Genomic DNA, 26,232 nt, shown 5'->3' with positions numbered 1-26,232 from the left:
GAACCGCCATGGCTGGCGCGCGTTGGACCACCACCACGCGCGTTGAGGATACGCCAATGTCGGACAGCAAGCGGATCATGGCCAACAAGGCCGAGTTGCTGGAGCTCGAAAAGGGATTCTGGACGGGCGACACTGCCTACTATGCTGCCAATGTCGACACCGAATGCCTTGTGGCATTTCCACAGATGGCACAGGCCATGGACAATGCCGATCTGGCCAAGACCGCAGCCAAACCCAACCGCTGGCGCGACCTCGACATCGAACTCAAGGGAATAATCGAACCCGGCAGCGATATCGTCATGCTGACCTATGAAGCGCATGCGACGCGCGAAAATGGCGAGCCCTATGCGGCGCTGGTCAGCACCGGCTACGTCCATCGCGTCAACGGCTGGAAGATGATGTTTCATGCACAGACGCCGATCGAGGCGCCGCCCAAGTAGGGCCTGATCCTACGGAAAAAAGACTGCTTCGCCTTTCAGCGCATCTGCCAGCATCTTTTCGTATTTGCCGCGCGGCACGTCGACCGCGCCGAAACGCTTGAGGTGCTCTGTCGTGAACTGCGTATCGAGCAGCGCGAAGCCGCGTGCCTTCAGGCGCTCGACGAGATGCACCAGGCAGGTCTTCGACGCGTCCGTCTCTTTGGAAAACATGCTTTCGCCAAAGAACACGCGCCCGAGCGAGACGCCATAGAGGCCGCCGACCATACGCCCCTCGCGCCAGGCCTCGACCGAGTGGCAATGACCCATGCGGTGCAGTTGCACATAGGCTTCGCGGATCGGCGCATTGATCCAGGTAGAGCGGCGCTCCTCGCGCTTTTCGGCGCAGCCATCGATCGTCGCCTCGAAATCGAAATCGAAACGGATTTCGAACGGGTGCCTGCGGATCGTCTTCTTCAGGCTTTTGGGTGTGTGAAAATCGTCGAGCGGGATGATGCCGCGCGTCTCCGGCCGCACCCAGAAGACTTCTGGGTCACCAGCACTTTCGGCCATGGGGAAGACGCCCGAGGCGTATGCCTTGAGCAGAAGGTCGGTTGGGATGCGATAGCCTGGCGCGTAGGGACGGGTCATCGCGTCATTATAGCGGCAAGTTGAGGCTATTCGCCCTTGGCCAGATATTTTTCCAGCCAGTGGATGTCGTAGTCGCCATTGGCGATGTCGGCATTGCCGACGAGATCGCGAAACAGCGGCAACGTCGTCTTGATCCCGTCGACGACGAATTCGTCGAGTGCCCGCCGCAGCCGCATCATGCATTCGACGCGGTTGCGGCCATGCACGATCAGCTTGCCGATCAGGCTGTCATAGTAGGGTGGGATCTTGTAGCCTGAATAGACGCCGGAATCGACGCGGATGCCGAGGCCGCCTGGCGTGTGAAAATGCGTGATCGTGCCGGGCGAGGGGGTGAAAGTGCGGGGATCCTCGGCGTTGATACGGCATTCGATGGCGTGGCCGTTGAACTTGATGTCTTCCTGTTTGACCGAAAGGCCGCCGCCGGACGCGACGCGGATCTGCTCGTGGACCAGATCGATGCCGGTGATCGCCTCCGTCACCGGATGCTCGACCTGCAGGCGCGTGTTCATCTCGATGAAATAGAACTCGCCGTTCTCGTACAGGAACTCGATGGTGCCGGCGCCCGAATAGCCGAGATCGGCGATCGCCTTGGCGCAGATACCGCCGATGCGGGACCGCTCCTCGGCGTTGAGCGCCGGCGAATTGGCCTCTTCCCAGACTTTCTGGTGGCGCCGCTGCAGCGAGCAGTCGCGCTCGCCGAAATGCACGCCGCCGCCGAAGCCGTCGCCAAACACCTGCACCTCGATGTGGCGCGGTTTCTCCAGGTATTTCTCGATGTAGACCGCGTCGTCGCCGAAGGCCGCGCCCGCTTCCGAGCGTGCCGTCTGCAGTGCGATTTCGAGGTCTGCCTCCGTATGCGCTACTTTCATGCCGCGTCCGCCGCCGCCGGCCGACGCCTTGATGATGACGGGATAGCCAATCTCGGCGGCGATGCGCCTGGCTTCTTTTTCCTCGGTCACCGCACCGTCGGAACCGGGCACAACCGGAATGCCGAGGCGTTTTGCCGTGCGCTTGGCCTCGATCTTGTCGCCCATGATGCGGATGTGGTCGCCGGACGGGCCGATGAAGGTGATGTTGTGCGCCGCCAAAATGTCGGCGAACTTGGCGTTCTCCGACAGGAAGCCATAGCCCGGATGCACGGCGTCGGCGCCGGTGATCTCACAGGCCGCGACGATCTGGTGGATGTTGAGATAGCTGTCGCGCGACGGCGGCGGACCGATGCACACGCTTTCGTCGGCGAGCCTGACATGCATGGCGTCAGCGTCGGCGGTCGAATGCACCACCACCGTCTGGATGCCAAGTTCCTTGCAGGCGCGCAGCACCCGGAGCGCGATTTCGCCGCGATTGGCGATGAGGATCTTCTGGAACATCAGGTCCGCTCTACTCGATCACGACGAGCGGCATGCCGTATTCCACCGGCGTCGCGTCCTCGAACAGGATCGCCGTCACCGTGCCCGCGCGCGGCGAGGGGATCTGGTTCATCGTCTTCATCGCCTCGATGATCAGCAGCGTCTGGCCTTCCTTGATCTTCTGGCCGACCTCGATGAACGGCTTTGCGTCCGGCGACGGCGCCAGATAGGCGGTGCCGACCATTGGCGAGGTCACCGCGTTTTTCGACACGTCGACCGCCGCCGGGGCGGCCGCGGGCTGGGTTGCCGTTGGTGCATAGGTGGGCTGCGGGGCCGCAATCGCGTGAACGGCGGGCGCCTGTCGCGATACCCGTACCTTCAGGTCGCCGAGTTCAACCTCGATCTCTGTCAGGTTGGTGTCGTTCAGTATGCCCGCCAGATCGCGGATCAGTTGCTGGTCAACACCGGTCTTCTTTATCGACATTTTCGAGCCTTCTGTTTGTTGGCCGGTCATAGGCGTGCGGCGAGCGCTTGCAGCGCCAGCGTGTAGCCGAGCGGCCCAAAGCCACAGATCATGCCGACAGCGACCGGCGCGACCATGGAGACGTGGCGGAACGGTTCCCGCGCGTGGATGTTGGAAAGGTGAACTTCGGCGACCGGCAATGGCGCGACCGAACGGATTGCGTCGTGGATCGCGATCGAGGTATGGCTATAGGCGCCTGGGTTGATGACGATGCCGGCGGCTTTGTCGCCGGCCTCCTGGATCCAGTCGACGAGATCGCCCTCATGGTTCGACTGACGGAAATCGATCTCGATCCCAAGCGACGCACCTGCCTGCTTGCAGTCGTCGGCGATCGCGGCAAGCGTCTTGCCGCCATAGATGCCCGGCTCGCGCTTGCCGAGCGCGTTGAGATTGGGACCGTTCAGGACAAAAACCGTTTTCAAAAAAACCGACCTTTTCCGGCGCCGGCGTCAAGCCGGCGCGCTGGGCCTCTATACCGGGCATAGTCGCCCGCGGAAAGAGCGCAAGTGCGTTCTTTCACTGTCCACAACAGGCCGAAATGCGCCCGTGAAGAAAACCACTTGCCGCTCAAAGCGCGGCTTTCGCCGCCTCGATCTTTTCAGCAAGCACTTCCTGCCCGAGCGCCCCGAACACGACCTCGTTGCCGACGACGTAGGACGGGGTTCCGGTGATCTGCAGTTTGTTGGCAAGATCGTAAGTTTTGGTGAAGGCCTCGGTGATCGATGGGTCCTTCATCTTCTCGTGCAATGTCGCCTCGTCGGCGCCGAGCGAAAGCGCGATCTTGATCGCGGTTGCCTCGGTGGCGCGCCCCTGGCCGCCGAGCAGCGCATTGTGGAACTCGCCGTATTTCTCCGGCATCATCAGGTGAAACGCCATTGAGACGACGCTCGCCTTCTGCGAATCCGGGCCGAGGATCGGGAATTCCTTGAGCACGAACCGCAGGTCCGGATCGGACTTGGTAAGCGCCCGCATGTCCTCGATGGCGCGTTTGCAGAAGCCGCAATTGTAGTCGTAGAACTCGACGATCGTGACCTTGCCGTTCGGGTTGCCGACAACGCCGTCGAAGGTGGAATTGAAGATCTGGTCCTTGGCGTTCTTGATGACGCCCAGTGCCGCGAGCCGCTGTTCCTCCTTCTGCTTGGCCTCGAGCGCGTCCTGCACTTCCAGCAGCACTTCCGGATTCTTCAGGAGATAGTCGCGGATGATTCCCTCGACCTCGGTGCGGTCGATTTTGGTATCGGCCGCCGTCTGGACAGGCTGCGCCGTCTGGACAGGCTGAGCCGTCTGGACAGCCTGTGCCGTTCCGGCCTTCGCAACCTGCGGACTGCCGGCCACGAAACCGAAAGCCAGCATGGCAAGGGCGACCGCAACCCCCGTGGTGCCCAGCAGCAGTGCCTTTTTCATCGTTGTCGTTCCTTCTGCCTGTTTTCCGGTCTGGCTGTGTCGCAGCACGCGGCCGGAAGGTTCATGAGATTACTGGCTCTTGCCTGACGATTTGTAGTTTATGATGTCCTGGGCGCGTATCCAGCGCGGCTCGCCGCGCTTCATCTGCTGTTGCGCCCGCATGGCGAAGATCTTCGCATCCTTGTAGTTGCCGGAATAGAAATGGCCTTCGGCGGTGGCAAGCTCCGCGCCCGGTATGTCTCCCAGCTCCCCATAAGCCTGCGCCAGATAGCGATATCCGGTGGAGTTTTCCTTGTCGCGGCCCAGGCCATTGTTGATCTGCACGACAGCTTTCTTCAGCGAGTCGGGCGTGCCGACCGCCATCAGCGCCTGGCCAAGCGAGACAGGCAGCAGGCCGGACCGTGCCGGGTCGAGGCTGACCGCTTTGGAATAAGCGTCGGCAGCATCCGCGGGCTTGTTGGCTTTCATCAGAATATCGCCGAGCAGCTCCTGGAAGTAGGCATTCTTGGGCTGCGCCTTGATCAGGGCGTTGGTCTTGGTGAGCGCCGCAGCGATGTTGCCGTAGAGATAGGCCGACTGGGCATCGCCATACAGCGCCGCCATGCTGCCCCGCATCTTTTGCATCAGCCGCGTCGCGGCGGCGTGGCCTTCCATGTAGACGGCAATCTTCACCCGCATCATGTCGTGGCGCTGCTGCAGTGCCGGCGCGTCGATCTTGTCGACATTGGGGCTCTGTTTGACCAGCACCTCGAGGTTGGCGATGCGGTCCTGCGGCATCGGGTGGCTGATCCGGTAGGGATCGACCTGCGCGCCCGACAGCGACAGCGCGGTCTGGAAGCGGTGGAAGGTCTTCAGCATGCCCATGCCGGACTGGCCGGTGGCATTGAGATAGGTGATGGCCGAGCGGTCGGCCGTGATTTCCTCGGTGCGCTGGTAAGCGAGGATGCTGCGCTGCGCCATCTCGCCGCCGCCGGCCGCCACGCCCATGCCGGCGCCGGCAAGGCCGCGGCTGTTCGTGGTCGCACCGGCAACGATCGCGCCGGCACCGAGCAAGGTGGCGATGATGGCCATGGTCTTGGCGCGTTCGAGCTGGTCGCGCAGCTTCTGCTGGTGGCCGCCGGCGATATGCCCGGCTTCGTGTGCGATGACGCCGATGATTTCGTTCGGCGTCTCAGCCGTCATCAACGCGCCGGTGTTGATGAACAGCCGGCGCCCGGTGACGAAGGCGTTGAAGCTGGAATCATTGACCAGCACGATGTCGATGCCATCATTCGCCAGCCCGGCGGCCCTGAAGATCGGCCGTGCATAATCGCGCACCAGGGCTTCGATCTCGGCGTCGCGGACCACTGGCACGCCTTGGGCGAAGGCGGTCTGCGAACCCGCAACCGCAACCGCGGCTGCAAGCGAAACCGTTGCGAAGACACGCGCTGCCCGGGCAATCGTCGATCTGGGTCGGCTCAACATAATGTGTCCACTGGTAGACGAGCGGGCGAAAGATGAAAAGTCGGCGCCTGAAAAACTTCCTCAACTTGTGATCCTCACATCAATCGGGCATTTGTGCGGCGCATGCGTCAGGACCTGGCGCGCTCAATCCTCGGGACAGGGGTAAAAATGGTCGTTTCGCTCTCCCATCGCGGCAATGTCGAGCCGTTCCACGCCATGGATGTGCTGGCCGAAGCGAACCGGCTGAGGGCTCAGGGCGTGCCGGTGATCTCCATGGCGGTCGGCCAGCCATCCGATCCAGCGCCGGCTCGGGTCCGTGCCGCCGCCGCCAAGGCGCTGGAGGTTGGACGCATAGGCTATACCGACACCTTGGGTCTGGCCTCGCTGCGCAAGGCGATCGCCGGGCATTACGCGGATCATTATGGCCTCGATGTCGACCCCGGCCGGATCGCGGTAACCACCGGATCGTCGGCGGCCTTCAATCTCGCCTTCCTGGCGATGTTCGATCCGGGCGACCGGGTCGCCATCGCCGCGCCCGGCTACCCCGCCTATCGCAACATTATGGCAGCCCTTGGCATCGACGTGGTCGAAATCGAGCTCGGCGACGCGGCTTATCTGCACGCTGGCCATCTGGAAGCCGCGCATCGCGAGGCGCCGCTGAAGGGTGTGCTGTTTGCAAGTCCGGCCAATCCGACGGGCGCCGTCATCCCAGCCGACGAGCTGGCGACGCTGATCACCACGGCGGAATCGCTCGGCATCGCCGTCATTTCCGATGAGATCTACCATCGGTTGGCCTATGGCGCCTCCGACACCACGGCACTCGCCTTCAGCGACAGCGTGACGGTGATCAACTCCTTCTCGAAATACTACTGCATGACCGGCTGGCGCATCGGCTGGATGGTTTTGCCGGAAGAACTCGTGCGGCCGGTCGAGCGCATCGCCCAAAGCCTCTACATCTCGCCGCCGGAGCTGTCGCAGATCGCCGCGATCGAGGCTTTTGCCGCAACCGAGGAACTGGAGGCGGTGAAGGGACGCTATGCCTGGAATCGCGAGCTCTTGATGAAGCGTTTGCCGGAGCTGGGTTTTCCCCTGGCGGCGCCCATGGATGGCGCCTTCTATGCCTTTTGCGATGTCACCCGGCACAGCAACGACAGCATGGTCTTCGCCCGCAGGATGCTTGCCGAGGCGCATGTTGCAGCGACACCCGGCCGCGACTTCGACACCCGGGCGGGGCACCGCACGATGCGGTTTTCCTACGCCGGCAGCCACGACGACATGGTCGAGGCGATGGCGCGCATCGAACGCTGGTTGAGGTAGCGTCATGCCGGAACTCGAACAGGCCCCCAAACTTGATCAAGCATTGGCGGAAGTCGCGGCGGAAATGGCGGAACGCATCGATCGCGGCGATGTCGCGACCTATATTCCCCAACTGGGCAAGGTCGACCCGAAGAAATTCGGCATCGCGGCCGTCACCAATGATGGCCGCACGCTCGTGGCCGGCGATGCCGAGCAGGCTTTTTCGATCCAGAGCATCTCGAAAGTGTTCACCCTGACGCTGGCGCTCGGCAATGTCGGCGATGCGCTGTGGAAGCGAGTGGGGCGCGAGCCCTCCGGTAACCCGTTCAACTCGATTGTCCAGCTGGAGCATGAGAATGGCATTCCGCGCAATCCGTTCATCAATGCCGGCGCCATCGTCATTTCCGACATCCTGCTTGCCGGTCACCAGCCGCGCGAGGCGATCGGCGAGATACTGCGCTTCATCCAGTTCCTCGCCGACGACGAGACGATCATCATCGACCGCGAGGTCGCGGCTTCCGAACGTGCCACTGGCTACCGCAACTTCGCGCTCGCCAATTACATGAAATCCTTCGGCAATCTCCATCATGCACCGGAACTGGCGCTGGGCGTCTATTTCCACCATTGCGCCATCGCCATGAGCTGCCGGCAATTGGCGATGGCCGGCCGCTTCCTCGCCAATGGCGGCAAGAACCCGGCAACCGGGCATTCCGTGGTGTCGGCGGAGCGGGCGCGGCGCATCGGCGCCATGATGCTGACCTGCGGCCACTATGACGGCTCTGGCGATTTCGCTTTCCGCGTCGGCATCCCCGGCAAGAGCGGCGTCGGCGGCGGCATATTGGGCATCGTGCCGGGTGTCGCCTCGCTCGCCGTCTGGTCGCCTGGCCTCAACGCCAACGGCAATTCCAAGCTGGGTTCGATCGCACTGGAAAAGCTCGCCAGGATGATGAACTGGTCGATCTTCGCGCCTTAGAAACGTGACCTGCCGATAAGAAAAATCCCGCGCCGTTCATTCGATCGGCGCGGGATTCTTTCTCAGAGAATCAATTCAACGATTTGAAAAGCTTAGAAAAAGCCTTTCCGCTGCCACCAGCCGGCACGCTTCGGCTTTTCTTCGGTCTTGACTTCGGGCTCGTCGGCGACGGTCGAGGAAACCACCGGTACGACAGGCGTATCAGCGGCTGCCGCCTTGCGGCGCGATGGCCGGGCCTTCGGCGTCTCCTCGGCGGCCGCTGCCTCGTCCGATGCCGTGGCTGGCGTTTCGGCCGGTGCCTGCACGGCCAGTTCCGCGGTCGGCTCCTCGGCGACGGTTTCGGCGGCCGCCTTCTTCGGCTTGGCTGCGCGACGCGGTTTCTTGGGCTTCTCGGTGCTTGGCACCTCGTCACTCACGGTAGCCGCGGGTTGTTCGACGGCGGTGGCAGCCACCGGCTCGATCGACGCAGGCTCGCTTAGCGAAGCATCAGCTTCGGCGGGCTCGGTCGTTTCGCCGGCTTCCGCCTCGGTCTCGCCTTCACCGTCTTCGCGACGGTTGCGCTTGCCGCCGCGCTTGCCGCGCCGACGCTTCTTGCCCTGGCCATCGTCGGGCGCTTCCGCCGTTTCGACGGTCCCGGTTGCGGCGACCGCAGCCTCGTCGTCCACCTCGGCATCGCCATGGTCCGCAGCGCCTTCCGGCGCGGAGAAACCGTCATCGGACGTGGCGAGGGAAGCGCCGTCGGCCGGGGCGCCATGCTCGCGGTCGCGGTCCTTGCCGCCACGCCGCCTGCGGCGCTTGCGGCGTTTGCGATCGCGGCCTTCGCCGTCCTTGCCGGATTTGGGCTGCTGATGCTGCGGCTGTTGGGCGTGGCGCGGCTGTTCGGCCTGGGCCGGCGCCTCGTCCTCCTCCTCGGCGACGACGATCTCGTCCTCGGGCTCTTCCGGCTCGACATAGGCCGGCAGGCTGCGCACCTCGACGAAACCTTCCGGCTTTTCGGCCAGCGCGCCGCGGAAGATCGCGTAGTGCTGGGCACCCACCGCATCGTCTGCCTCGATGGTGATCGTCAGGCCGAAGCGGCTTTCCAGTTCCACCAGCGTGCCGCGCTTGTGGTTGAGCACGTAGAGCGCGGTCGCGGCCGGCGTGCGCACCGTGATGTGGCTTCGCGAATCCTTGAGCAGGAACTCCTCGATCGCCCGTACCACCATCAGCGCCACCGACGAATCGGACCTGACATGGCCGGTGCCGCCGCAATGCGGGCACGGCTTCATGGTCGATTCCAGCACGCTGGCGCGGATGCGCTGACGCGACATCTCCATCAGGCCGAAATGCGAGATGCGGCCGACCTGGATGCGAGCACGATCGTTCTTGAGGTGATCCTTCAGCCGCTTCTCGACGGAGCGGTTGTTGCGGTTCTCCTCCATGTCGATGAAGTCGATGACGATCAGGCCGGCAAGGTCGCGCAGCCTGAGCTGGCGGGCGACTTCCTCGGCCGCTTCCAGATTGGTGTGGAGCGCGGTGTCCTCGATCGAGTGCTCCTTGGTGGAACGGCCCGAATTGACGTCGATGGCGACCAGCGCTTCGGTCTGGTTGATGATGATGTAGCCGCCGCTCTTCAGCGTCACTTGCGGCTGCAGCATGCGGTCGAGCTGCGCCTCGATGCCGTTGCGCACGAAGATCGGCGTCGTGTCGCGGAACGGCTGAACCACCTTGGCGTGGCTCGGCATCAGCATGCGCATGAAATCCTTGGCCTCGCGATAGCCCTCTTCGCCGGAGACGAGAATCTCGTCGATGTCCTTGTTGTAGAGGTCGCGCACCGAGCGCTTGATCAGGCTGCCTTCCTCATAGACAAGGGCAGGGGCCGTGGACTGGAGCGTGAGATTGCGCACGTTCTCCCACAGCCGCATCAGATATTCGTAGTCGCGCTTGATCTCGGCCTTGGTGCGGCTCTCGCCTGCGGTGCGCAGGATGACTCCCATGCCTTGCGGCACTTCGAGATCGGCGACGACCTCCTTGAGGCGCTTGCGGTCGACCGCGCTGGTGATCTTGCGCGAAATACCGCCGCCGCGCGCAGTGTTCGGCATCAGAACGGAATAGCGGCCGGCGAGCGACAGATAGGTGGTGAGCGCCGCGCCCTTGTTGCCGCGCTCTTCCTTGACGACCTGCACCAGCAGGATCTGCCGGCGCTTGATCACTTCCTGGATCTTGTACTGGCGGCGCACCGGCTTGCGGCGATTGCGCACTTCCTCGAGCGCGTCCTCGGCGCCGACCGATTCGATCTCATGATCGTCCGGATGGGAAGAGGATACTTCCTCCAGCATGCCGCGATCATTGTCGGTGGAGGTGGCTTCGCTGCCCTGTTCGGCATGCGGGATGGGCTCGGAAATCACGTCGCCTTCGACGGACGCGGCGATCGACTTGGGGGGGCCGTCGTTGGTCTCGCCTTTATCCTGTTCGGAAGAAACCTCGTCCTGTTCGGATGCGTCGGCGTATTCCGAGGCGTCGGATGCGTGTTCCGTGGTCCCGGAAACGTCGGCCATGTTCTCGGCGACAACGTCCGGGCCATTGTCATCTGGCCCATTGTCGTTGTTTTCGTCTGCCTCGCCGGCGGCTTCGCTTGCCTCGCCGGATTCGGCCGCGCCGGCATCGCGCCTGTTTTCACCACGGTCGCGGGGCTTGCCGCCGCGCCGGCGACCGCGCCGTCCACGATCCCGGCTCTGGCGATCATCGCCTTCGCCGTCCTCGTTCTCTTCGTCCTCGGCCTCCTGCGCTTCCGCGCGCAGCAGTGCCTGACGGTCGGCGACCGGAATCTGGTAGTAATCGGGGTGTATTTCACTGAAGGCGAGAAAACCGTGACGGTTGCCGCCATATTCGACAAAGGCTGCCTGAAGGGAAGGTTCGACGCGCGTTACACGGGCGAGATAGATATTTCCTTTGAGCTGCTTCTTGTCCTGGGATTCAAAGTCGAATTCTTCGATACGGTTACCGCGTACGACGACAACGCGTGTTTCCTCCGGGTGGGAGGCGTCTATCAGCATTTTGTTGGGCATTATTTCGTTTCCTCCCGGCAGCCGTCAGCCGCAGCTTGCAAGGCAAAGCCCGCTGCTGCGTTTCTGGTGTGTGGGTGCCGGATGTCTGAATGTCCGCCGGACGCTGCCTGCGTGTCATGGCGGTGCCGCCCGCAGCCATATTGGCGCGGTTTGATGCGGACCTTTCCATGATTGCGCTTGAAGCCATCGTCACCAGCAGAACCTTTTGAACCAAAGCCCGGAAACCGGACCAGCTTGTTTGCTCATACAGAGCCGGCGCGGGAACAAACCCGGCCGTTTTCCTCACGCAGGCGATTCCCCCGCCACGGGAGCACACCTGCGAAATTCGTCGCAATCACCTGAAGCCTTTTCGCGTGAAGCGAAAGGAGCCGCCTTTCATCTGACCCTGTAGCAGGAAGCTGCGGAGGAGGGCGGTTCCAGGATTGCAGTGATCCACCATCGCTTTTATGATTTGGCGGGTTGGAAGGCAACCCCGATTTCCGATGCCGGCAAAAAGCAGTTCCGTAGCGTAAGCCTGGCCCCGTCCTTGCGTGAAAAGGCTTGGTTAACCTTCTCTGGATACCAATCGTTAATCGAGCTCGCGGCCTAACCGGCATGTTGACGAAACGAACCGGCGCCTGGCGCCAAACCGGGAGCGACTGGAAGAAAGATGGGACTGGCGGACTTCACAGACAAGGGATGTCGTGTTGGCGGCCAGGTTCTCCGTGCCTTCTGTCTCCTGCTGCTGGTGGCGATTTCCCAAGTCTTTTCCCCTGTAGCCTTTTCCATGGTTGCCAATGCGGCCGACGCTCCGCTCATGGCCAAGGGCTACAAAATGGCCGGCGATGCCACCAAGATGCGCATCGTCATGGATTTCGATCGCGAGCCTGACATCAAATGGTTCCTGCTGCGCGGACCCAATCGCCTTGTCATCGATCTTGCGAACACCCGATTTGCCATCGATGCCAAGAATCTGAAGCCGCGTGGCCTGGTCAAGGGCGTGCGGCTCGGCGAGCTCGGCGAGGGCGTCTCGCGACTGATCCTCACCGGCAAGGGGCCGTTCGCCGTCGACAAGCTCGATGTGCTCAAGAACGAGGACGGAACCGGCTACCGCCTTGCCGTCGACATGTCGGCGGCCTCCGAACGTGAGTTCGACGCCGCTCTTGCCAATCAGGCGCTGACCACCGGTTCCACGGTTTCGACCGACAAGGGCGGCCGGGTCGGAACCGGACCTGTCTCCAATCCGGGCCACCGATTCACCATCGTCATCGACCCCGGCCACGGCGGCATAGACGGCGGTGCCGAAGGTTTGAACGGCACCATCGAGAAGAACGTCACGCTGGCCTTTGCCACGGAGCTGCGCGACAAACTCGCGGCCGCCGGCAGATACGATGTCTTCATGACCCGAGATACCGACGAATATCTGCGCCTCGACGACCGCGTCCGCATCGCCCGCCAGCATGAAGCCGATCTGCTGATTTCGATTCATGCCGACACGATCAGCGTCAAGGGAATCCGCGGCGCCACCGTCTATACCGTTTCCGACAAGGCCTCCGATCCGGAAGCGCAGGCGCTGGCCGACCGTGAAAACCTGTCCGACCAGTTCGCCGGCATGGTCATCAAGAACGACAGCAAGGAAGTGACCGACATCCTGATCGACCTGATCCGGCGCGAGACGCACACCTTCTCGATGAGTTTTGCCCACACATTGGTCGGTCAGCTGTCGACCAGCGTCGGTCTTATCAACAATCCGCAGCGTTCGGCCGGGTTCAAGGTGCTGAAGGCCCCCGACGTGCCGTCCGTGCTGGTCGAGCTCGGCTATCTCTCCAATGCCAAGGACGAGGCGCAACTGCTTGACGCCGAGTGGCGCGGCAAGGCAGCGCAAAGCATCACCAATGCCGTGGCATTGTTCGCTTCCGCGCGTGCCGGGGCTGGAACCGGAGGTTGACAATGCCCGGCGGCGCCTGCAACCAGAGGCGGCGTTGCGCGATGACAACACCCTGCGCTTTTATTTCGGGCTTGCGGCTGCGAAATCAGGCCTTGCCGTATTTTGTCCACATGGTGGCGACATGGGTTTTCGATTACGGGTTGGGACCGGCTCGAAAGCTTGCGTGAAAGGCGGCTTCGTTTAGGAAATTCCCGAACCAAGGACTGGAGCGGGTATGATTCGTCTCATTGGCTATTTCTTCGGCATAGGCACGACGCTGGCCCTCCTGGCCGCGGCGGGCGTTGCCCTCTACATCGGCCATGTAGCGAAGGATCTGCCTGACTACGAAGTGCTTGCAAAGTACGAGCCTCCGGTGACCACCCGCATCCATGCCTCGGATGGCGCGCTGATGGCCGAGTACGCGCGGGAACGGCGCCTGTATTTGCCGATCCAGGCTATCCCGGATCGCGTCAAGGCTGCCTTCCTGTCGGCTGAGGACAAGAACTTCTACAGCCACCCCGGTGTCGATATAACGGGATTGGGCAGAGCGGTTATCACTTACGTTTCGGGTGGCCCCATGCAGGGCGGCTCGACGATCACCCAGCAGGTTGCCAAGAACTTCCTGCTCACCAACGAGCGTTCCCTGGAACGCAAGGTCAAGGAGGCCATCCTCTCGTTCCGCATCGAACAGGCCTATTCCAAGGATCGTATCCTCGAGCTCTATCTCAACGAGATTTTCTTTGGCTTCAACGCCTATGGCGTTGCCGGTGCGGCACTGACCTACTTCGATAAATCGGTGAACGAGCTGACCGTGGCCGAGGCCGCCTATCTGGCATCGCTCCCGAAAGGTCCGGCCAACTACAATCCCTTCAAGCACGCCGACCGCGCAATTGAACGGCGAAACTGGGTCATCGGCCAGATGGTCGAGAACGGTTACGTGACGCCTGAAGAGGGCGCAAAGGCGAAGGCCGAGCCGCTTGGCGTTGCTCCGCGCCGCAGCGGCTCCTACCTTTTCGCCGGCGAGTATTTCACGGAAGAGGTTCGTCGGCAGATCATTGCCCGCTATGGCGAGAACGCGCTCTATGAGGGCGGGCTGTCGATTCGCACCACCCTTGACCCGAAGGTCCAGCTCATCGCCCGCAAGGCGATGCAGAATGGATTGGTGAAATACGATACTTTGCGTGGCTATCGCGGGCCGTTGAAGACGATCGATGTCTCCGGCGATTGGGGTGTGCCGCTGGGCGCCGTCAAGGGACTGGAAGACGTTCCCGAGTGGTCGCTGGCCGTCGTGCTCGACAGTTCGGCGTCCGGGCTGTCGATCGGCCTGCAGCCCGCACGCCAGGCGTCGGGCGATATCGTGAAGGAACGCGTCGAAGGCACCGTCAGCAAGGAAGACATGGGCTTTGCCATGCGCCATGTGGTCGAGGGCAAGACAGTCAAGGCCAAGTCGCCGGCCGACGTGCTGAAGCCGGGCGATGTCATCTTCGTCCAGAAGAACGACGGCTCCGACAATACCTACAGCTTGCGCCAGGTTCCCGAGGTGGAAGGCGGACTGATCGCCATGGATCCGCACACCGGCCGCGTGCTGGCCATGGTCGGCGGCTTCTCCTATTCGCAGTCCGAATTCAACCGCGCCACCCAGGCGATGCGCCAGCCGGGTTCGTCATTCAAGCCCATCGTCTATTCGGCCGCACTCGACAATGGCTATACTCCGGCCTCGGTGATCATGGACGGACCGATCACCATCCAGAGCGGCAACACCACCTGGACGCCGAAGAACTATGACGGCACCGTCGCCGGGCCGGCAACGCTCCGCTCCGGCATCGAGAAGTCGCGCAACCTGATGACGGTGCGGCTTGCCAACGACATGGGCATGAAGCTGGTCGTCGAATATGCCGAGCGCTTCGGCGTCTATGATCATCTGGCGCCATATCTGCCGATGGCGCTGGGTTCGGGCGAGACGACCGTCATGCGCATGGTTTCGGCCTATTCGATCATGGCCAATGGCGGCAAGTCGATCAAACCGTCGCTGATCGATCGTATCCAGGACCGCTACGGCAAGACCGTGTTCAAGCAGGACGAGCGTGGCTGCGAAGGCTGCAACGCTCCTGAATGGAAAAACCAGCCCGAGCCGGAACTGGTCGACAATTCCGAGCAGGTGCTCGATCCGATGACCGCCTACCAGATCACCTCGATGATGGAAGGCGTCGTCCAGCGCGGCACCGGCGCCACAATCGGGGAACTTGGCCGCCACATCGCCGGCAAGACCGGCACCACCAACGACGAGAAGGACGCATGGTTCATCGGTTATACGCCGAACCTCGTGGTTGGTCTCTACATGGGCTACGACACGCCGCGCGGCCTCGGCCACGGCGCCACCGGCGGCGGTCTTGCCGCCCCGATCTTCAAGGACTTCATGCGTGTGGCGCTGGACGGCACGCCCAATGTCGACTTCAAGGTGCCTGACGGCATGAACCTGATCGCCATCAACCGCAAGACCGGCATGCGCTCCTCCTCGGGCGATGCGGGCACCATCATCGAGGCTTTCAAGCCGGGGACCGGCCCCGCCGACAGCTACTGGGTGATCGGCATGGGTGCCGATGGCTCCAACGCCTCGGGCGGCGCGCTGTCGCCGCAGGCCAACCAGGCCATCCAGGACGGCGGCGGCGGCCTTTACTGACGAATTCACGCGTCCAGTTGGGCCAGCCTCCGGCTGGCCCATTTCGCTTTACACATGGCGGCACCGTCCCTATGTATCGCGCCGACCGAAGCGTCATTTCAGCAACAGGACAAAACATCAGGCCATGCGCGCGGAAACGCAGAATATCGTCGACGAGATCAGGCAGGCGATAACCCTGCTGAGGAGGCATCTTTGACTGGGATCAGGCCATAAAGCGGCTTGAATACCTGAACGTGCGGGCCGAGGACGCCAGTCTCTGGAACGAACCGCTGGAAGCGCAGAAGCTGATGCGCGAGCGCCAGGGCCTCGAGGAAGGCATCGCGGCGGTCAAGGGCCTGACCCAGGCGCTGGAAGACAATATCGGTCTTATCGAGCTCGGCGAGGAAGAGGGCGACGAAGGCGTCGTCGCCGAAGCCGAAGCCGCGATCCGTTCGATGCAGGGCGAGGCCAAGGCCCGACAGGTGGAAACGCTGCTCTCGGGCGAAGCGGACGCCAATGACACCTATCTCGAAATCCATGCCGGCGCCGGCGGCACCGAGAGCCAGGATTGGGCCTCGATGCTGTTGCGCATGTACACACGCTGGGCCGAGCGCCGCCGCTTCAAGGTCGAGGTGCTTGAAGTGCATGACGGCGAAGAGGCGGGCATCAAGTCCGCGACCTTGCTGATCAAGGGCCACAATGCCTATGGCTGGATGAAGACCGAATCCGGCGTCCACCGCCTGGTGCGCATCTCACCCTATGACAGCAATGCGCGCCGTCATACGTCCTTCTCCAGCGTCTGGGTCTATCCTGTGGTCGACGACAGGATAGAGATCGACGTCTCCGAATCCGACGTGCGCATCGATACCTATCGTTCATCGGGTTCGGGCGGCCAGCACGTCAACACCACCGATTCGGCTGTGCGCATCACCCATATCGCCACCGGCATCGCGGTCGCCTGTCAGGCAGAACGCTCGCAGCACAAGAACAAGGCCAAGGCCTGGGAAATGCTGCGCTCGCGCCTCTACGAGGAAGAGCTGAAGAAGCGCGAAGCGGTGGCCAATGCCACCGAGGCATCGAAGAGCGACATCGGCTGGGGTCACCAGATACGTTCCTACGTGTTGCAGCCCTATCAGCTGGTCAAGGATCTGCGCACCGGTGTCGAAAGCACCAGCCCGTCGAGCGTGCTCGACGGCGACCTCGACGACTTCATGGAAGCTTCGCTCTCGCAACGCATCGAGGGTGGCGCGGGCGAAGCGGTGGCGGATCTGGATTAGGCTGCTTGCGCGGGCAATGATCGCGAGCCGGTCGCAAAAGCGGACGTATTGTCGTGCGGCGCCCGGTGTTGGTCTCAAGTGTTCGCCGGTGCGGCGCGACAAGTTCGCGGTGATTGCAGGGTCCCGACTCGGCATATCGCTCTGGTGCGGGAAGGGGCTTTTCTTCCTCCCAAAGCGGGCGCGGCGCATTTTCGCCGTTCGGCCGGCTGCTCATACCTCCGTCGGCTGCAGGGTGGCTGATTCTCCTTTGCGGACGATCGTCGGCACTATCACCGGCAATCAAGAGCATGTGATTGGATTTGAGCGGCTGGAACCACTCCGGGCCAATCCCGTTGTTTGCATGCCCCGCCTGCCGGGAACTTACCTGGCTTGAATCTCGTCAGCGGTAGCAGTGTGTTATGGCGTGCGCCCACATCTGGGTGCAGCGGCTTCTTGCGCCGACCAAGGAATCAGCCCAGCATCCGAATGCTGGGAGACAAAAAGCATTTATGGCCGGACGCGGCATATCTGCGACTGATGATCCGGCCACTGGGAAGACACGTTCCGGGAACGGGCAGGCGAAATGCTTGACGCTCGAAAGGAACGTCCCATGTCTGCTGCCACGCCCAGATCGGCCCGAGCCGTTCAACCGGTCGGCCGACTTATGTTTTCTCTGTTTGCCGTCGCGATGTTCGCGCCTGCGGCCTTTGCTCATGATGCCAAGCCCACGGCGGCAAAGCCGCAGGGTTGGAGCTATCCGTTCGCCTGCTGCGCCAACTATGACTGTCGTGCCACGCACACCGGCGAAGTGCTGGAAAAGCCCGAAGGCTACGTGATTGCCGGTACCGGCGAAGTCGTTCCGATGACGGACAAGCGCGTCAAGGACAGCCCTGACGGCGAATTTCACTGGTGCGCGCATCAGGCCGGTCTCGATGCCGGCAAGACGATATGCCTGTTCGTGCCGCCGCGCTCATTTTGAGACGCGCCGACAGTTGAAGTGCATTGGCGCAAAGGCTGCTGACGGCCAGTTGTCAGGATCGCTTCTTTATGGTGCCTTGCCGCCTGGGCGGCGGACAATGGAGAGGTGATATTCATGGCCATCAAGGGAAGCTGCCACTGCAAGGCGACGATGTTCGAGGTGTCGGAAGCGCCGCAGACGGTGACGCAATGCACCTGTTCGTTCTGCTCGAAACGCGGCTCGCTTTGGGCCTACTATACCCCATCGCAGTTCAAGCTCGTCACGCCGCTGAAGAATGTTTCCTTTTATCAGTGGGGCTCAAAAACCGTAAAGCATGGTTTTTGCGCAACCTGCGGCTGCGGCACCTTCACCGAAACGCCGGACTGGTCGACCGGCGAGCCGGATTTCGACAATCCGAAGATCAGCGTGAACGCGCGGCTGTTCGATGATTTCGATCTCGATAAGGTCGAAGTGGTGGTCATTGACGGCAAGAATCTCTGGTAGCCACACCGGGCGGCCAACTGGATAATCGGCAGGCGCTTTTCCCGTTCCGTTTTTCGCCGCATTTCATGCTACAAGTCGCGGCAAGGGCTGATTTGGCGCCATCGTAAGGCGTGACTTGGAGAGGGACCATCCTATGAAGAAGACCGTGCTCGTCGTTATGGCGACGGCTCTGCTCGTGACCGCGTGCACCACCACCGATCCGTATACGGGCGACCAGAAGATTTCGAACACGGCGGCGGGCGCGGGCCTTGGCGCTCTGGCCGGTGCCAGCCTTGGTCTGCTTGCCGGCGGCAATGACCGCCGCAATGCCTTGATCGGCGCCGGCATCGGCGCGCTGGCCGGCGGCGCCATTGGCGCCACTATGGACCAGAACGAGGCGGAACTGCGCCGGCAGCTCGAGGGCACCGGCGTCAGCGTCACCCGCAGCGGCGACCAGATCATCCTCAACATGCCGTCCGACATCACCTTCAACACCGACCAGGACGCGGTGAAGCCCGGCTTCTACCAGGTGCTGAATTCGGTGGCGCTGGTGCTGAAGAAGTTCAAGCAGACCACGGTCGACGTTTTCGGCCACACCGATTCGACCGGTGGCGACCAGCACAATTTCGACCTGTCGCAGCGCCGTGCACTGGCGGTCGCCAATTATCTCTCCGGCCAGGGCGTCGACCAGCGCCGCTTCGCCGTCACCGGATTTGGCAAGACGAGGCCCGTTGCCTCCAACGCCACGGCCGAGGGCCGGGCCCAGAACCGACGCGTCGAGATCCAGCTTTCGCCACTCACCTGAGCAGGACCGTGTTTGTCACGCTAAACGGCCTCCAATGGGGGCCGTTTTCATCCAGCGTATACTGGCGCTGCCAGCTTCGTGACAGCAGTCAAATAAAATTAGCAATATCTAATAATTTCTTTTCCGCAGCCGTGGAAAGGATTAGCATCGCCGCTGTTCCAAAGGGATGGGGCGGTTTAATCGGCCGCGCAATCAACGTCTTTGCCGCCGCCTCGGTCTTGCACGGCCAGATCATGAAATCTGGGAGGAATGCATGACAAGAACAGCCAGCCTTGGGCGCTGCGGCGTCCTCGCTTTGACAGGTGTTGTAGGTGCATGGTTGGGCCTCGCCACGGCTCATGCCGAGGACGCCAACAAGGCCGACATCGACGCGTTGAAAAAATCGCTCGCCAAATATCAGGACTACACCGCCGCCGTCCGCGATCTCTATTTGTCGACGGTCGGCTGCGTCTACTACAGCGGAGAAAAGATACCCGGCTCCATGGACTATCCGAAAGGCGCCATGGGCATTCATTTCGTCAATGTTCCAAGCGTCGGCCAGAAACTCGACCCGATGAAGCCCAACGTCCTGATCTACGAGCCGACCAAGAAAGGCCTGAAGTTGGTCGGCGTGGAATGGCTGGTGCCGCTAACCCCGGACATCAAGGCGCCGCCGAAGCTGTTCGGTCAAACCTTTATGGGCCCGATGGAGGGACATTATCCGCTCATCCCGAAGGAGTTCGTCCACTACGATCTTCACGCCTGGCTCGATGACAATCCGAACGGCATGTTCAGTCCGACGAACCCGAAGGTGAAATGCAACAAGGCCGAGTTTCCGATGCTGGAAAAACCGACCAAGATGATGTCCGGGCCGATGTGAACTGGAGCGGACCAGCGTTCGCCTGAATCGCCCCACCTGCTTGTTTCCACGCAATTCGCGACGGAAGAGCGCTACGCGGCTTTTCCTCGAATTGCTGTCGGCTGCAGGGCAAAAAAGAAGGCAAGCCGGCTAGGCGGCTTGCTGGCTGGAATCAGACCTTGGCGACGATGCGCATGAAGGCCGGCATGTCGTCGCCGAAGCCGACCGTGGCGTCGTTGTCTTCCTGATGGTGGCGGGCAGGGCGGTTGTTGCTGCGCTGCGGCCTGGTGTCGCCGCGCTCAGGGGCGCGCGGCTCATTGCGGTCGGACGATTTGCGCTCGGTATTTTCCGAGCGGATTGCATCCTTGCGGGCGCGCCGTTCGACAATATCGGCCGTCTCGGCCACATCGGGCTGCTCCTGCGGCTGAGCAACCACGGCCGAGGCATCTTCCTCGCTGTGTCTGCCGCGACGCTCGCCGCTCTTCTTGCGCCCGCCCCTGTCGTTGCGGTCCTCGTCCTTGCGGCCGGCGCGGCGTGGCGCGCCTTTGCCGCGGCGCGGAGCATCGTCCTCGCCTTCGCTGGCAACCACCGTCGACAGGTCGCCGTCATGCCACTCGATCTTGGTCCCGATCAGCCGTTCGATGGCGTCGATATACTTGGTGTCGGACTTGGTCGCGATGGTGAAGGACTTGCCGGAGCGTCCGGCACGGCCGGTGCGGCCGATGCGGTGGACATAGTCCTCGGCATGGATCGGCACGTCGTAGTTGAAGACATGGCTGACGTCGGGAATGTCGAGGCCGCGCGCGGCGACATCCGAGGCGACGAGATAGCGCAGCTTGCCGTCACGGAAATTGGCCAGCATCTGCATGCGCGCGCGCTGGTCCATGTCGCCATGCAGCGCACCGGCATCGAAATCATATTTCAGCAGCGAGCGGAACAGCTCCGAAACCTCGATCTTGCGGTTGCAGAAGATGATCGCGTTCTTCAGCTCCGCATCCTCGGCCTTGATCAGGTTGCGCAGCGTTTCACGCTTGTCCCAAGGCTTCGAGCCCGATTTGACCAACCGCTGGATGATGTTGGTGGCCGCCGAAGCGGCCTTGGAGACCTCGACGCGCACCGGCGCATGCAGGAATTTTTCCGTCAGCTTGGTGATCTCTGGCGGCATGGTCGCCGAAAAGAACAGCGTCTGCCGGGTGAACGAGATCATCTCGCAGATACGCTCGATATCGGGAATGAAACCCATGTCGAGCATGCGGTCCGCCTCGTCGATGACGAGGATCTCGACGCCGTTGAGCAGCAGCTTGCCGCGCTCGCGATGGTCGAGAAGACGGCCAGGCGTAGCGATCAGCACATCGGCGCCGCGCTCCAGCTTTTTGTCCTGTTCGTCGAACGACACCCCGCCGATCAGCAGCGCGATGTTGAGCTTGTGGTTCTTGCCGTATTTGACGAAGTTTTCCTCGACCTGCGCGGCAAGCTCACGCGTCGGCTCCAGGATCAGCGTGCGCGGCATGCGGGCGCGGGCACGGCCCTTTTCCAGCCGGGTCAGCATCGGCAGCACGAAGGATGCGGTCTTGCCGGTGCCGGTCTGGGCAATGCCCAGCACGTCCTTGCCGAGCAAGGCGTGCGGGATCGCACCAGCCTGGATCGGCGTCGGCTGGAGATAGCCGGCATCGGTGACTGCGGAAAGCACCTTCGGCGACAGGCCGAGGTCTGAAAAGGTCAACGCTTCTTGAGCGATCGTCGTGTCTGAGGACAAGTGTTGCTGTCTTTGGCTGGTTCGGGGAAGCGCAACGTCATTCGTCGCGGCAAGCGCCACGCGCCTGCAAGATTGGTATTGCGATTAGGCGCAAGCCCGCGATTTGTCAACAGAAACGGGTAGGATTGGCGCGATTGTGAAGTTGTAACCTTAATCGCGATGCTTAATCCGGCCTCCTGTCACTGTGCCGGCTCAGTAACGGAACTGTTCTGCCAGGATGCGTTCGTTCCAGGAGTGGTTGGGATCGAACAGCAAAGTCGCGGTGGCCGTTGGCGATTCCCGCACCGTGACCGAGGTCACCGCCTTGACCTCCGTGTGGTCGGCGGCCGCGTTCACCGGCCGCTTTTCCGACTCCAGAATGTCGAAGCGCACGGTCGCCTTGTTGGAAAGCAATGCGCCGCGCCAGCGTCGCGGACGAAACGGGCTGACCGGCGTGAGCGCCAAAAGCGGCGCGTCGAGAGGCAGGATCGGGCCGTGCGCGGAAAGATTATACGCGGTCGATCCGGCCGGCGTCGCGATCATGACGCCGTCGCAGTTCAGTTCCTCGAGCCGTATTTGGTCATCGATGCTGATGCGGATCTTGGCCGTCTGGTAGGATTGGCGCCACAGCGCCACTTCGTTGATCGCCAGTGCCGTGACGTGTTCGCCATCCGAGGTGGTTGCCAGCATCTCCAGCGGGCGGATCGTTTCGGCGACCGCCGCTGCGATGCGCTCGGTGAGCCCCCCGGACCGGTATTCGTTCATCAGGAAGCCGATGGTGCCACGGTTCATGCCGTAGACCTTTTTTCCCGTACCCATCGTGTCGCGCAATGTTTGCAGCAGAAAGCCGTCGCCGCCCAGCGCCACCACGACGGTCGCCTCGGCGACCGAACATTGGCCATAGCGCGCCGACAGGCTATCCAGCGCCGCCTTGGCGTCTGCTGTGTCGGACGAGACGAAGGCGATGCTGTTGGTGGCTGTGCTCATGGCTCCCCGATCGCGACCGATTGGCGCCGGCAGGTTCTGGCGCCAGCGCCGGGGTAGCATGGGGCAGGCACGTCTGCAAAGAGAGCCTCTGTCAGCCCATGAGGCGAGGGTGCGGCAGGACCGGCGCACCAGCCGGTCGCGGTTGATGTCACGGCGCGAGCGAATGTGATGGTTAAGGCCGGGCTTAAGGTCTCGTAAAGCCGGATCGATCATGTTAGCCGGCATGGGTGGCGTGGGGCGCCCGCAGCACGACCTTGTCACTTCGGGACGCAAAGGACGCTGCGGCAGTTCAGATATGCGTGCATGAACCCGCGGTTCTCGATGCCAGGGGATATGCGCCAGCCAGACGAGGCCGACATATTGCCGGTAGCACGCCTGATCATCGTCTTTCTCATGTTGGGAAGTTTCGCGCTTGTCTTCGCAGAACTGGTGCGCCAGTCGGAAGAAACGAGCGCTAGGCCGATCCCTACGGCGTCGCGTTGCGGCGATGCCGCCGGCATGCCTTGCCCGCAAAGGGCGCTATAGGGCTTCGGATGTGAGATTCGATTCCGTTCCCTCATCTCCTGGGAACGAGCCTGCGCCGCATTGACCGGCAGAGTTCTGGAATGGAAGACTTTCGCGTGCCGGACCGGGAGATCAGGCCGTTGCGGTTTTTATCAACGCAATCGGCTTTTCTGTGAGCAGCTGAGGCAATGGAGGAGACGCCGCAGGGGATCGGCGCCACCGCGCTATACAATCTCGCTTCCGGCCGAGTGACGCACTGGCTACGGCCCGTTCGTGTCGCGAGCCGGTCGCCCACTGTGTCACCACCGGCGCACTGCGAAGGAGGGTGACGGGCTCGTGCCGCCCCAGGCCTTCCCACGCCATTTCGACTTGATGCCGTAACTCAGCCCTCAAGGGCGCTGCCGCAGATGGCAGCCGGCCTGACGTTTCTGTTCGAGATATTCGTCGATCAACTGGCGGTAGCGCACCTTGCCGAAGCTCGAGAAATGGCCGCCATGGACGGCCGAGACGTCGAGATCGCGCATGGCGAGCAGCGTCGCCATGTAATCTGGTATGTCCGAGTGGTAGACATCATCGATCAGCGGGCCATCATAGATGATGTCGCCGGACAGCAGGATGCCGGTCTTCTTCTCGTAGAGCGCAATGCCGCCCGGCGAATGGCCTGGCGTGTGGACGACCTCGAAGGCCCGGTCGCCGAGATCGATGATGTCGCCATGCGCGAGCATACGGTCGGCCGGCGCGGGCTGGATGCGATAGCGCGCCGTGTCCCAGCCCCGCGGCATGCCATCGAACATTTCTTCTGTCGCATAGGTGCCGGCAGCGGTCCATTCGTTGCGCGGATCGGCCAGGATTGCCGCTTCGGCCGAATGCACGCAGCGATCGGAAAATTCATGGTGGCAGCCGATATGGTCGAAATGCGTGTGGCTGGCAACGCAGGTCAGCTTGCGCTCGCTCACCAGGGACACATGGGTGCGCAGACTGAAATGACCGAGGCCGGTGTCGAACAGGAGATCGCGGTCGCGTCCGCGCACATGCCACATATTGCAGCGGAAGAACGGTTTTATCCATGGCTCGTGGATCAGCGTGATGCCGTCGGCCATGCGGATTGTTTCGTACCAGTCCGGTGCGTCGATGACCGCAAGCGTGCTCATGTTCAATCCGTCAGCAGGATGATCTGGTCGGTATCACAGGAAATCGCGACCCTGTCGCCCGCATGGACGATGGAGGTCGCCGGCAGCTTGGCGATGAACCGCAAGGAAGGCTCTTCGACGGAGGTCGCCAGCACGCGCTTGAAACTGCCCTGGAAAACGACGTCGCTCACATCAGCCTCGCCGAGCTTCGTGCCAGCCGACGCAGCGCCAAGCACAAGGTGCTCAGGGCGTATCGCCAGTGCGGCAGTAGACCCCAACGGCAAGGCACTGGATAAGGAAACCGGTCCGACCGGTGTCGTGACGGTGCTCGTCCTGTCACTGGTCTCGATGACAGTGCCGGCAAGGATCGTGCTCTCGCCCATGAAGGTCGCGGAAAAACGCGTCGCCGGCCTCGCATAGACGCGCTCGGGCGGCCCCTCGTCCTCGATGCGGCCGTCATTCATCACCACGCAATGGTCGGCCAGCGCCATCGCTTCTTCCTGGTCGTGAGTGACATGGATGAAGGCGGTGCCGACCCGCTTCTGGATCGCCTTCAGTTCGTCCTGCATCTGGCGGCGCAGTTTCAGGTCGAGCGCCCCGAGCGGCTCGTCGAGCAGAAGCACCGCCGGCTCGATCACCAGGGCGCGCGCCAGCGCCACGCGTTGGCGCTGGCCGCCGGAAAGCTGGTGCGGCTTCTTGTCGAAGGCGGCGGCGAGACCCACCAGGGCCAATGCATCGCGCGCTTTTGCCGCCCGCTTCGCGCCGTCGACACCTTGCATGCGCAGGCCGAAGCCGACATTGCCGCCGACGCTCATATGCGGGAATAGCGCATAGTCCTGGAACACCGTCGTCGTCGGGCGTTTGGCCGGCGGCACCGAGGTGCAGTCCTGGCCGCGGATGAGAACCTTGCCTTCGCTCGGATTGACGAAACCGCCGAGAATGGAGAGCAGCGTCGTCTTGCCGGAACCGGATGGTCCAAGCAGGATCGTATAGCTGCCGGCCGCTATCGTCAGCGAGACGTTCTTCAGCACGGGATGCTGCCCGAAGCGGTGCGAGATGTCGCGGATATCGACCAGGGGCGCGTTCATGCCGATTTCCTTCGCAGCAAGGTCAGTTCGAAGAACACCACCAGCACGATCGAGACGGCAAAGACCAGCGAACCGACCGCATTGGTCTTGGGGTTGAGGCCGGAGCGCAGCAGGTTCCAGATTTCCACCGGCAGCGTGGTATCGAAGCGCGTCAGCAGGAAGGAGATCACGAACTCGTCCCAGGAGAACGTCATCGACAGGAAGAAGCCGGCGAAAATGGCCGGCGCCATGACTGGCACGGTGATCAACAGCAGCACCTTCCATTCCGGCGCGCCGAGGTCGCGCGCGGCGCGCTCGATGTTGATCTGGTGGTCACCTAACTGGCTGTAGATGATGGCGAAGCACAGCGGCAGGTTGATCACCACATGGCCGATCCCGGCGGCAAGCAGAGATTTCGGCACGCCGGCCCAGTTGAACAGCACCAGCAGCCCCATGCCGATGATGAGATAGCTGACGGTGAGCGGCAAGGTGATCAAACCGCGCAGCAGGCCCGAGCCTGGCAGGACGAAGCGCGCGAACCCCCAGGCCGACAGGAAGCCGAGCATGACGGCTGCGGCCGAGGAAAGAACCGCGACCAGCAGCGAATTGGCCAGCGCCGAAGTCAGCCGGTTATCGGAAAGAACCGCCTCGTACCAGCGCAGCGATGGGCCTGTGAACGGGGGAATGGGGAAGGACGTCGACTGCAGCGAGAACAGCACCAGCACGACGACCGGCAGGAAGATGAAGCCGTAGACGGCAAGCGCGTAAATCCAGGAAGCGATGCGGCCAATGCTGCGCATGA

General features: G+C 62.5%; 22 protein-coding genes. 10 read left to right on the top strand and 12 right to left on the bottom strand.

What is annotated here, in order from left to right; translation table 11 throughout:
- The first annotated feature begins 56 nt into the window (after positions 1 to 56).
- Positions 57 to 440: a hypothetical protein gene (locus tag FJ527_RS16240; RefSeq protein ID WP_140823577.1), complete on the top strand. Its 384-nt coding sequence runs from the start codon at positions 57 to 59 to the stop codon at positions 438 to 440.
- A gap of 9 nt (positions 441 to 449) precedes the next feature.
- Here the strand turns inward: FJ527_RS16240 and aat are convergent, their stop codons facing one another.
- The 6 genes from aat to FJ527_RS16210 form a co-directional block, all read right to left on the bottom strand.
- A complete protein-coding gene (aat, locus tag FJ527_RS16235) occupies positions 450 to 1,067 on the bottom strand; it encodes a leucyl/phenylalanyl-tRNA--protein transferase (RefSeq protein WP_140823576.1) in 618 nt (205 codons plus the stop codon).
- A 26-nt stretch (positions 1,068 to 1,093) separates the two neighbouring features.
- Positions 1,094 to 2,437, bottom strand: a complete 1,344-nt coding sequence (accC, locus tag FJ527_RS16230; RefSeq protein WP_015318039.1) for an acetyl-CoA carboxylase biotin carboxylase subunit — start codon at positions 2,435 to 2,437, stop codon at positions 1,094 to 1,096.
- A 10-nt stretch (positions 2,438 to 2,447) separates the two neighbouring features.
- On the bottom strand, positions 2,448 to 2,900 hold the full coding sequence (gene accB, locus FJ527_RS16225; RefSeq protein ID WP_015318038.1) for an acetyl-CoA carboxylase biotin carboxyl carrier protein: 453 nt from the start codon (positions 2,898 to 2,900) through the stop codon (positions 2,448 to 2,450).
- A gap of 26 nt (positions 2,901 to 2,926) precedes the next feature.
- On the bottom strand, positions 2,927 to 3,361 hold the full coding sequence (gene aroQ / locus FJ527_RS16220) for a type II 3-dehydroquinate dehydratase (RefSeq protein WP_013895760.1): 435 nt from the start codon (positions 3,359 to 3,361) through the stop codon (positions 2,927 to 2,929).
- 145 nt (positions 3,362 to 3,506) lie between these two features.
- Positions 3,507 to 4,343 carry a DsbA family protein gene (locus FJ527_RS16215; RefSeq protein WP_015318036.1) on the bottom strand — a complete coding sequence of 279 codons (837 nt, stop codon included), beginning with the start codon at positions 4,341 to 4,343 and terminating at the stop codon, positions 3,507 to 3,509.
- 69 nt (positions 4,344 to 4,412) lie between these two features.
- Positions 4,413 to 5,807: a M48 family metalloprotease gene (locus FJ527_RS16210; RefSeq protein ID WP_140823575.1), complete on the bottom strand. Its 1,395-nt coding sequence runs from the start codon at positions 5,805 to 5,807 to the stop codon at positions 4,413 to 4,415.
- A gap of 147 nt (positions 5,808 to 5,954) precedes the next feature.
- Between FJ527_RS16210 and FJ527_RS16205 the strand changes: the two genes are divergently transcribed.
- Together FJ527_RS16205 and FJ527_RS16200 are read left to right on the top strand one after the other, a co-directional pair.
- On the top strand, positions 5,955 to 7,103 hold the full coding sequence (locus FJ527_RS16205; protein ID WP_140823574.1) for an aminotransferase class I/II-fold pyridoxal phosphate-dependent enzyme: 1,149 nt from the start codon (positions 5,955 to 5,957) through the stop codon (positions 7,101 to 7,103).
- 4 nt (positions 7,104 to 7,107) lie between these two features.
- A complete protein-coding gene (locus FJ527_RS16200) occupies positions 7,108 to 8,055 on the top strand; it encodes a glutaminase (protein WP_140823573.1) in 948 nt (315 codons plus the stop codon).
- Between the two features lie 92 nt (positions 8,056 to 8,147).
- Here the strand turns inward: FJ527_RS16200 and FJ527_RS16195 are convergent, their stop codons facing one another.
- Complete coding sequence (locus FJ527_RS16195; protein ID WP_140823572.1) at positions 8,148 to 11,102, bottom strand: ribonuclease E/G; 2,955 nt, start codon at positions 11,100 to 11,102, stop codon at positions 8,148 to 8,150.
- Between the two features lie 649 nt (positions 11,103 to 11,751).
- Between FJ527_RS16195 and FJ527_RS16190 the strand changes: the two genes are divergently transcribed.
- From FJ527_RS16190 to FJ527_RS16160, 7 genes are all read left to right on the top strand, one after another.
- Entirely contained in the window at positions 11,752 to 13,029 is a 1,278-nt protein-coding gene (locus tag FJ527_RS16190) for an N-acetylmuramoyl-L-alanine amidase (RefSeq protein WP_140823571.1), read from the top strand.
- Positions 13,030 to 13,243: 214 nt separating this feature from the next.
- A complete protein-coding gene (locus FJ527_RS16185) occupies positions 13,244 to 15,688 on the top strand; it encodes a penicillin-binding protein 1A (RefSeq protein WP_140823570.1) in 2,445 nt (814 codons plus the stop codon).
- A 124-nt stretch (positions 15,689 to 15,812) separates the two neighbouring features.
- Positions 15,813 to 16,944 (top strand): peptide chain release factor 2 gene (gene prfB / locus FJ527_RS16180; RefSeq protein ID WP_015318029.1). Its coding sequence is split into 2 segments (ribosomal slippage): positions 15,813 to 15,878 and positions 15,880 to 16,944, totalling 1,131 coding nucleotides; the frame shifts between segments, so codons are not numbered across the junction.
- A gap of 589 nt (positions 16,945 to 17,533) precedes the next feature.
- Entirely contained in the window at positions 17,534 to 17,902 is a 369-nt protein-coding gene (locus FJ527_RS16175) for a hypothetical protein (protein ID WP_015318027.1), read from the top strand.
- A gap of 114 nt (positions 17,903 to 18,016) precedes the next feature.
- Entirely contained in the window at positions 18,017 to 18,385 is a 369-nt protein-coding gene (locus FJ527_RS16170) for a GFA family protein (protein WP_015318026.1), read from the top strand.
- A gap of 133 nt (positions 18,386 to 18,518) precedes the next feature.
- Positions 18,519 to 19,169 (top strand): OmpA family protein, encoded by a 651-nt coding sequence (locus tag FJ527_RS16165; RefSeq protein WP_015318025.1) that lies wholly within the window; start codon positions 18,519 to 18,521, stop codon positions 19,167 to 19,169.
- A gap of 253 nt (positions 19,170 to 19,422) precedes the next feature.
- Positions 19,423 to 20,028 (top strand): hypothetical protein, encoded by a 606-nt coding sequence (locus FJ527_RS16160; RefSeq protein ID WP_140616918.1) that lies wholly within the window; start codon positions 19,423 to 19,425, stop codon positions 20,026 to 20,028.
- A gap of 151 nt (positions 20,029 to 20,179) precedes the next feature.
- Here the strand turns inward: FJ527_RS16160 and FJ527_RS16155 are convergent, their stop codons facing one another.
- The 5 genes from FJ527_RS16155 to FJ527_RS16130 all read right to left on the bottom strand — a co-directional run bounded on the left by FJ527_RS16155 (position 20,180) and on the right by FJ527_RS16130 (position 26,230).
- Positions 20,180 to 21,763: a DEAD/DEAH box helicase gene (locus FJ527_RS16155; RefSeq protein WP_181166373.1), complete on the bottom strand. Its 1,584-nt coding sequence runs from the start codon at positions 21,761 to 21,763 to the stop codon at positions 20,180 to 20,182.
- A 192-nt stretch (positions 21,764 to 21,955) separates the two neighbouring features.
- Complete coding sequence (locus tag FJ527_RS16150; protein WP_041163462.1) at positions 21,956 to 22,729, bottom strand: NAD kinase; 774 nt, start codon at positions 22,727 to 22,729, stop codon at positions 21,956 to 21,958.
- 893 nt (positions 22,730 to 23,622) lie between these two features.
- Positions 23,623 to 24,384, bottom strand: coding sequence for an MBL fold metallo-hydrolase (locus FJ527_RS16140; protein ID WP_140823569.1), 762 nt, complete (start codon positions 24,382 to 24,384; stop codon positions 23,623 to 23,625).
- Positions 24,385 to 24,386: 2 nt separating this feature from the next.
- Complete coding sequence (locus FJ527_RS16135; protein ID WP_140823568.1) at positions 24,387 to 25,451, bottom strand: ABC transporter ATP-binding protein; 1,065 nt, start codon at positions 25,449 to 25,451, stop codon at positions 24,387 to 24,389.
- The gene (locus FJ527_RS16130; protein WP_140717309.1) at positions 25,448 to 26,230 is read right to left on the bottom strand and encodes an ABC transporter permease; all 783 of its coding nucleotides are present in this window, start codon (positions 26,228 to 26,230) and stop codon (positions 25,448 to 25,450) included. Before FJ527_RS16130 ends, FJ527_RS16135 begins: the two co-directional genes overlap by 4 nt.
- Between the last annotated feature and the right edge of the window lie 2 nt (positions 26,231 to 26,232).

Origin of the sequence: Mesorhizobium sp. B2-4-18, assembly GCF_006441385.1 — a bacterium.
GTDB lineage: Bacteria > Pseudomonadota > Alphaproteobacteria > Rhizobiales > Rhizobiaceae > Mesorhizobium > Mesorhizobium australicum.
Note: the sequence above shows the minus strand (reverse complement) of the source record. Positions and strands in the feature narration are given on the sequence as shown.

Excerpts from the sequence above, each read along its gene's own strand:
- FJ527_RS16130 (WP_140717309.1), bottom strand. The coding sequence starts at position 26,230 with ATGCGCAGCATTGGCCGCATCGCTTCCTGGATTTACGCGCTTGCCGTC.
- FJ527_RS16200 (WP_140823573.1), top strand. The coding sequence starts at position 7,108 with ATGCCGGAACTCGAACAGGCCCCCAAACTTGATCAAGCATTGGCGGAA.
- FJ527_RS16170 (WP_015318026.1), top strand. The coding sequence starts at position 18,017 with ATGGCCATCAAGGGAAGCTGCCACTGCAAGGCGACGATGTTCGAGGTG.
- FJ527_RS16150 (WP_041163462.1), bottom strand. The coding sequence starts at position 22,729 with ATGAGCACAGCCACCAACAGCATCGCCTTCGTCTCGTCCGACACAGCA.
- FJ527_RS16215 (WP_015318036.1), bottom strand. The coding sequence starts at position 4,343 with ATGAAAAAGGCACTGCTGCTGGGCACCACGGGGGTTGCGGTCGCCCTT.
- FJ527_RS16185 (WP_140823570.1), top strand. The coding sequence starts at position 13,244 with ATGATTCGTCTCATTGGCTATTTCTTCGGCATAGGCACGACGCTGGCC.
- FJ527_RS16195 (WP_140823572.1), bottom strand. The coding sequence starts at position 11,102 with ATGCCCAACAAAATGCTGATAGACGCCTCCCACCCGGAGGAAACACGC.
- accB (WP_015318038.1), bottom strand. The coding sequence starts at position 2,900 with ATGTCGATAAAGAAGACCGGTGTTGACCAGCAACTGATCCGCGATCTG.
- aat (WP_140823576.1), bottom strand. The coding sequence starts at position 1,067 with ATGACCCGTCCCTACGCGCCAGGCTATCGCATCCCAACCGACCTTCTG.
- accC (WP_015318039.1), bottom strand. The coding sequence starts at position 2,437 with ATGTTCCAGAAGATCCTCATCGCCAATCGCGGCGAAATCGCGCTCCGG.
- FJ527_RS16175 (WP_015318027.1), top strand. The coding sequence starts at position 17,534 with ATGTCTGCTGCCACGCCCAGATCGGCCCGAGCCGTTCAACCGGTCGGC.
- FJ527_RS16205 (WP_140823574.1), top strand. The coding sequence starts at position 5,955 with ATGGTCGTTTCGCTCTCCCATCGCGGCAATGTCGAGCCGTTCCACGCC.
- FJ527_RS16140 (WP_140823569.1), bottom strand. The coding sequence starts at position 24,384 with ATGAGCACGCTTGCGGTCATCGACGCACCGGACTGGTACGAAACAATC.
- FJ527_RS16135 (WP_140823568.1), bottom strand. The coding sequence starts at position 25,451 with ATGAACGCGCCCCTGGTCGATATCCGCGACATCTCGCACCGCTTCGGG.
- FJ527_RS16190 (WP_140823571.1), top strand. The coding sequence starts at position 11,752 with ATGGGACTGGCGGACTTCACAGACAAGGGATGTCGTGTTGGCGGCCAG.
- FJ527_RS16240 (WP_140823577.1), top strand. The coding sequence starts at position 57 with ATGTCGGACAGCAAGCGGATCATGGCCAACAAGGCCGAGTTGCTGGAG.
- FJ527_RS16165 (WP_015318025.1), top strand. The coding sequence starts at position 18,519 with ATGAAGAAGACCGTGCTCGTCGTTATGGCGACGGCTCTGCTCGTGACC.
- FJ527_RS16210 (WP_140823575.1), bottom strand. The coding sequence starts at position 5,807 with ATGTTGAGCCGACCCAGATCGACGATTGCCCGGGCAGCGCGTGTCTTC.
- FJ527_RS16160 (WP_140616918.1), top strand. The coding sequence starts at position 19,423 with ATGACAAGAACAGCCAGCCTTGGGCGCTGCGGCGTCCTCGCTTTGACA.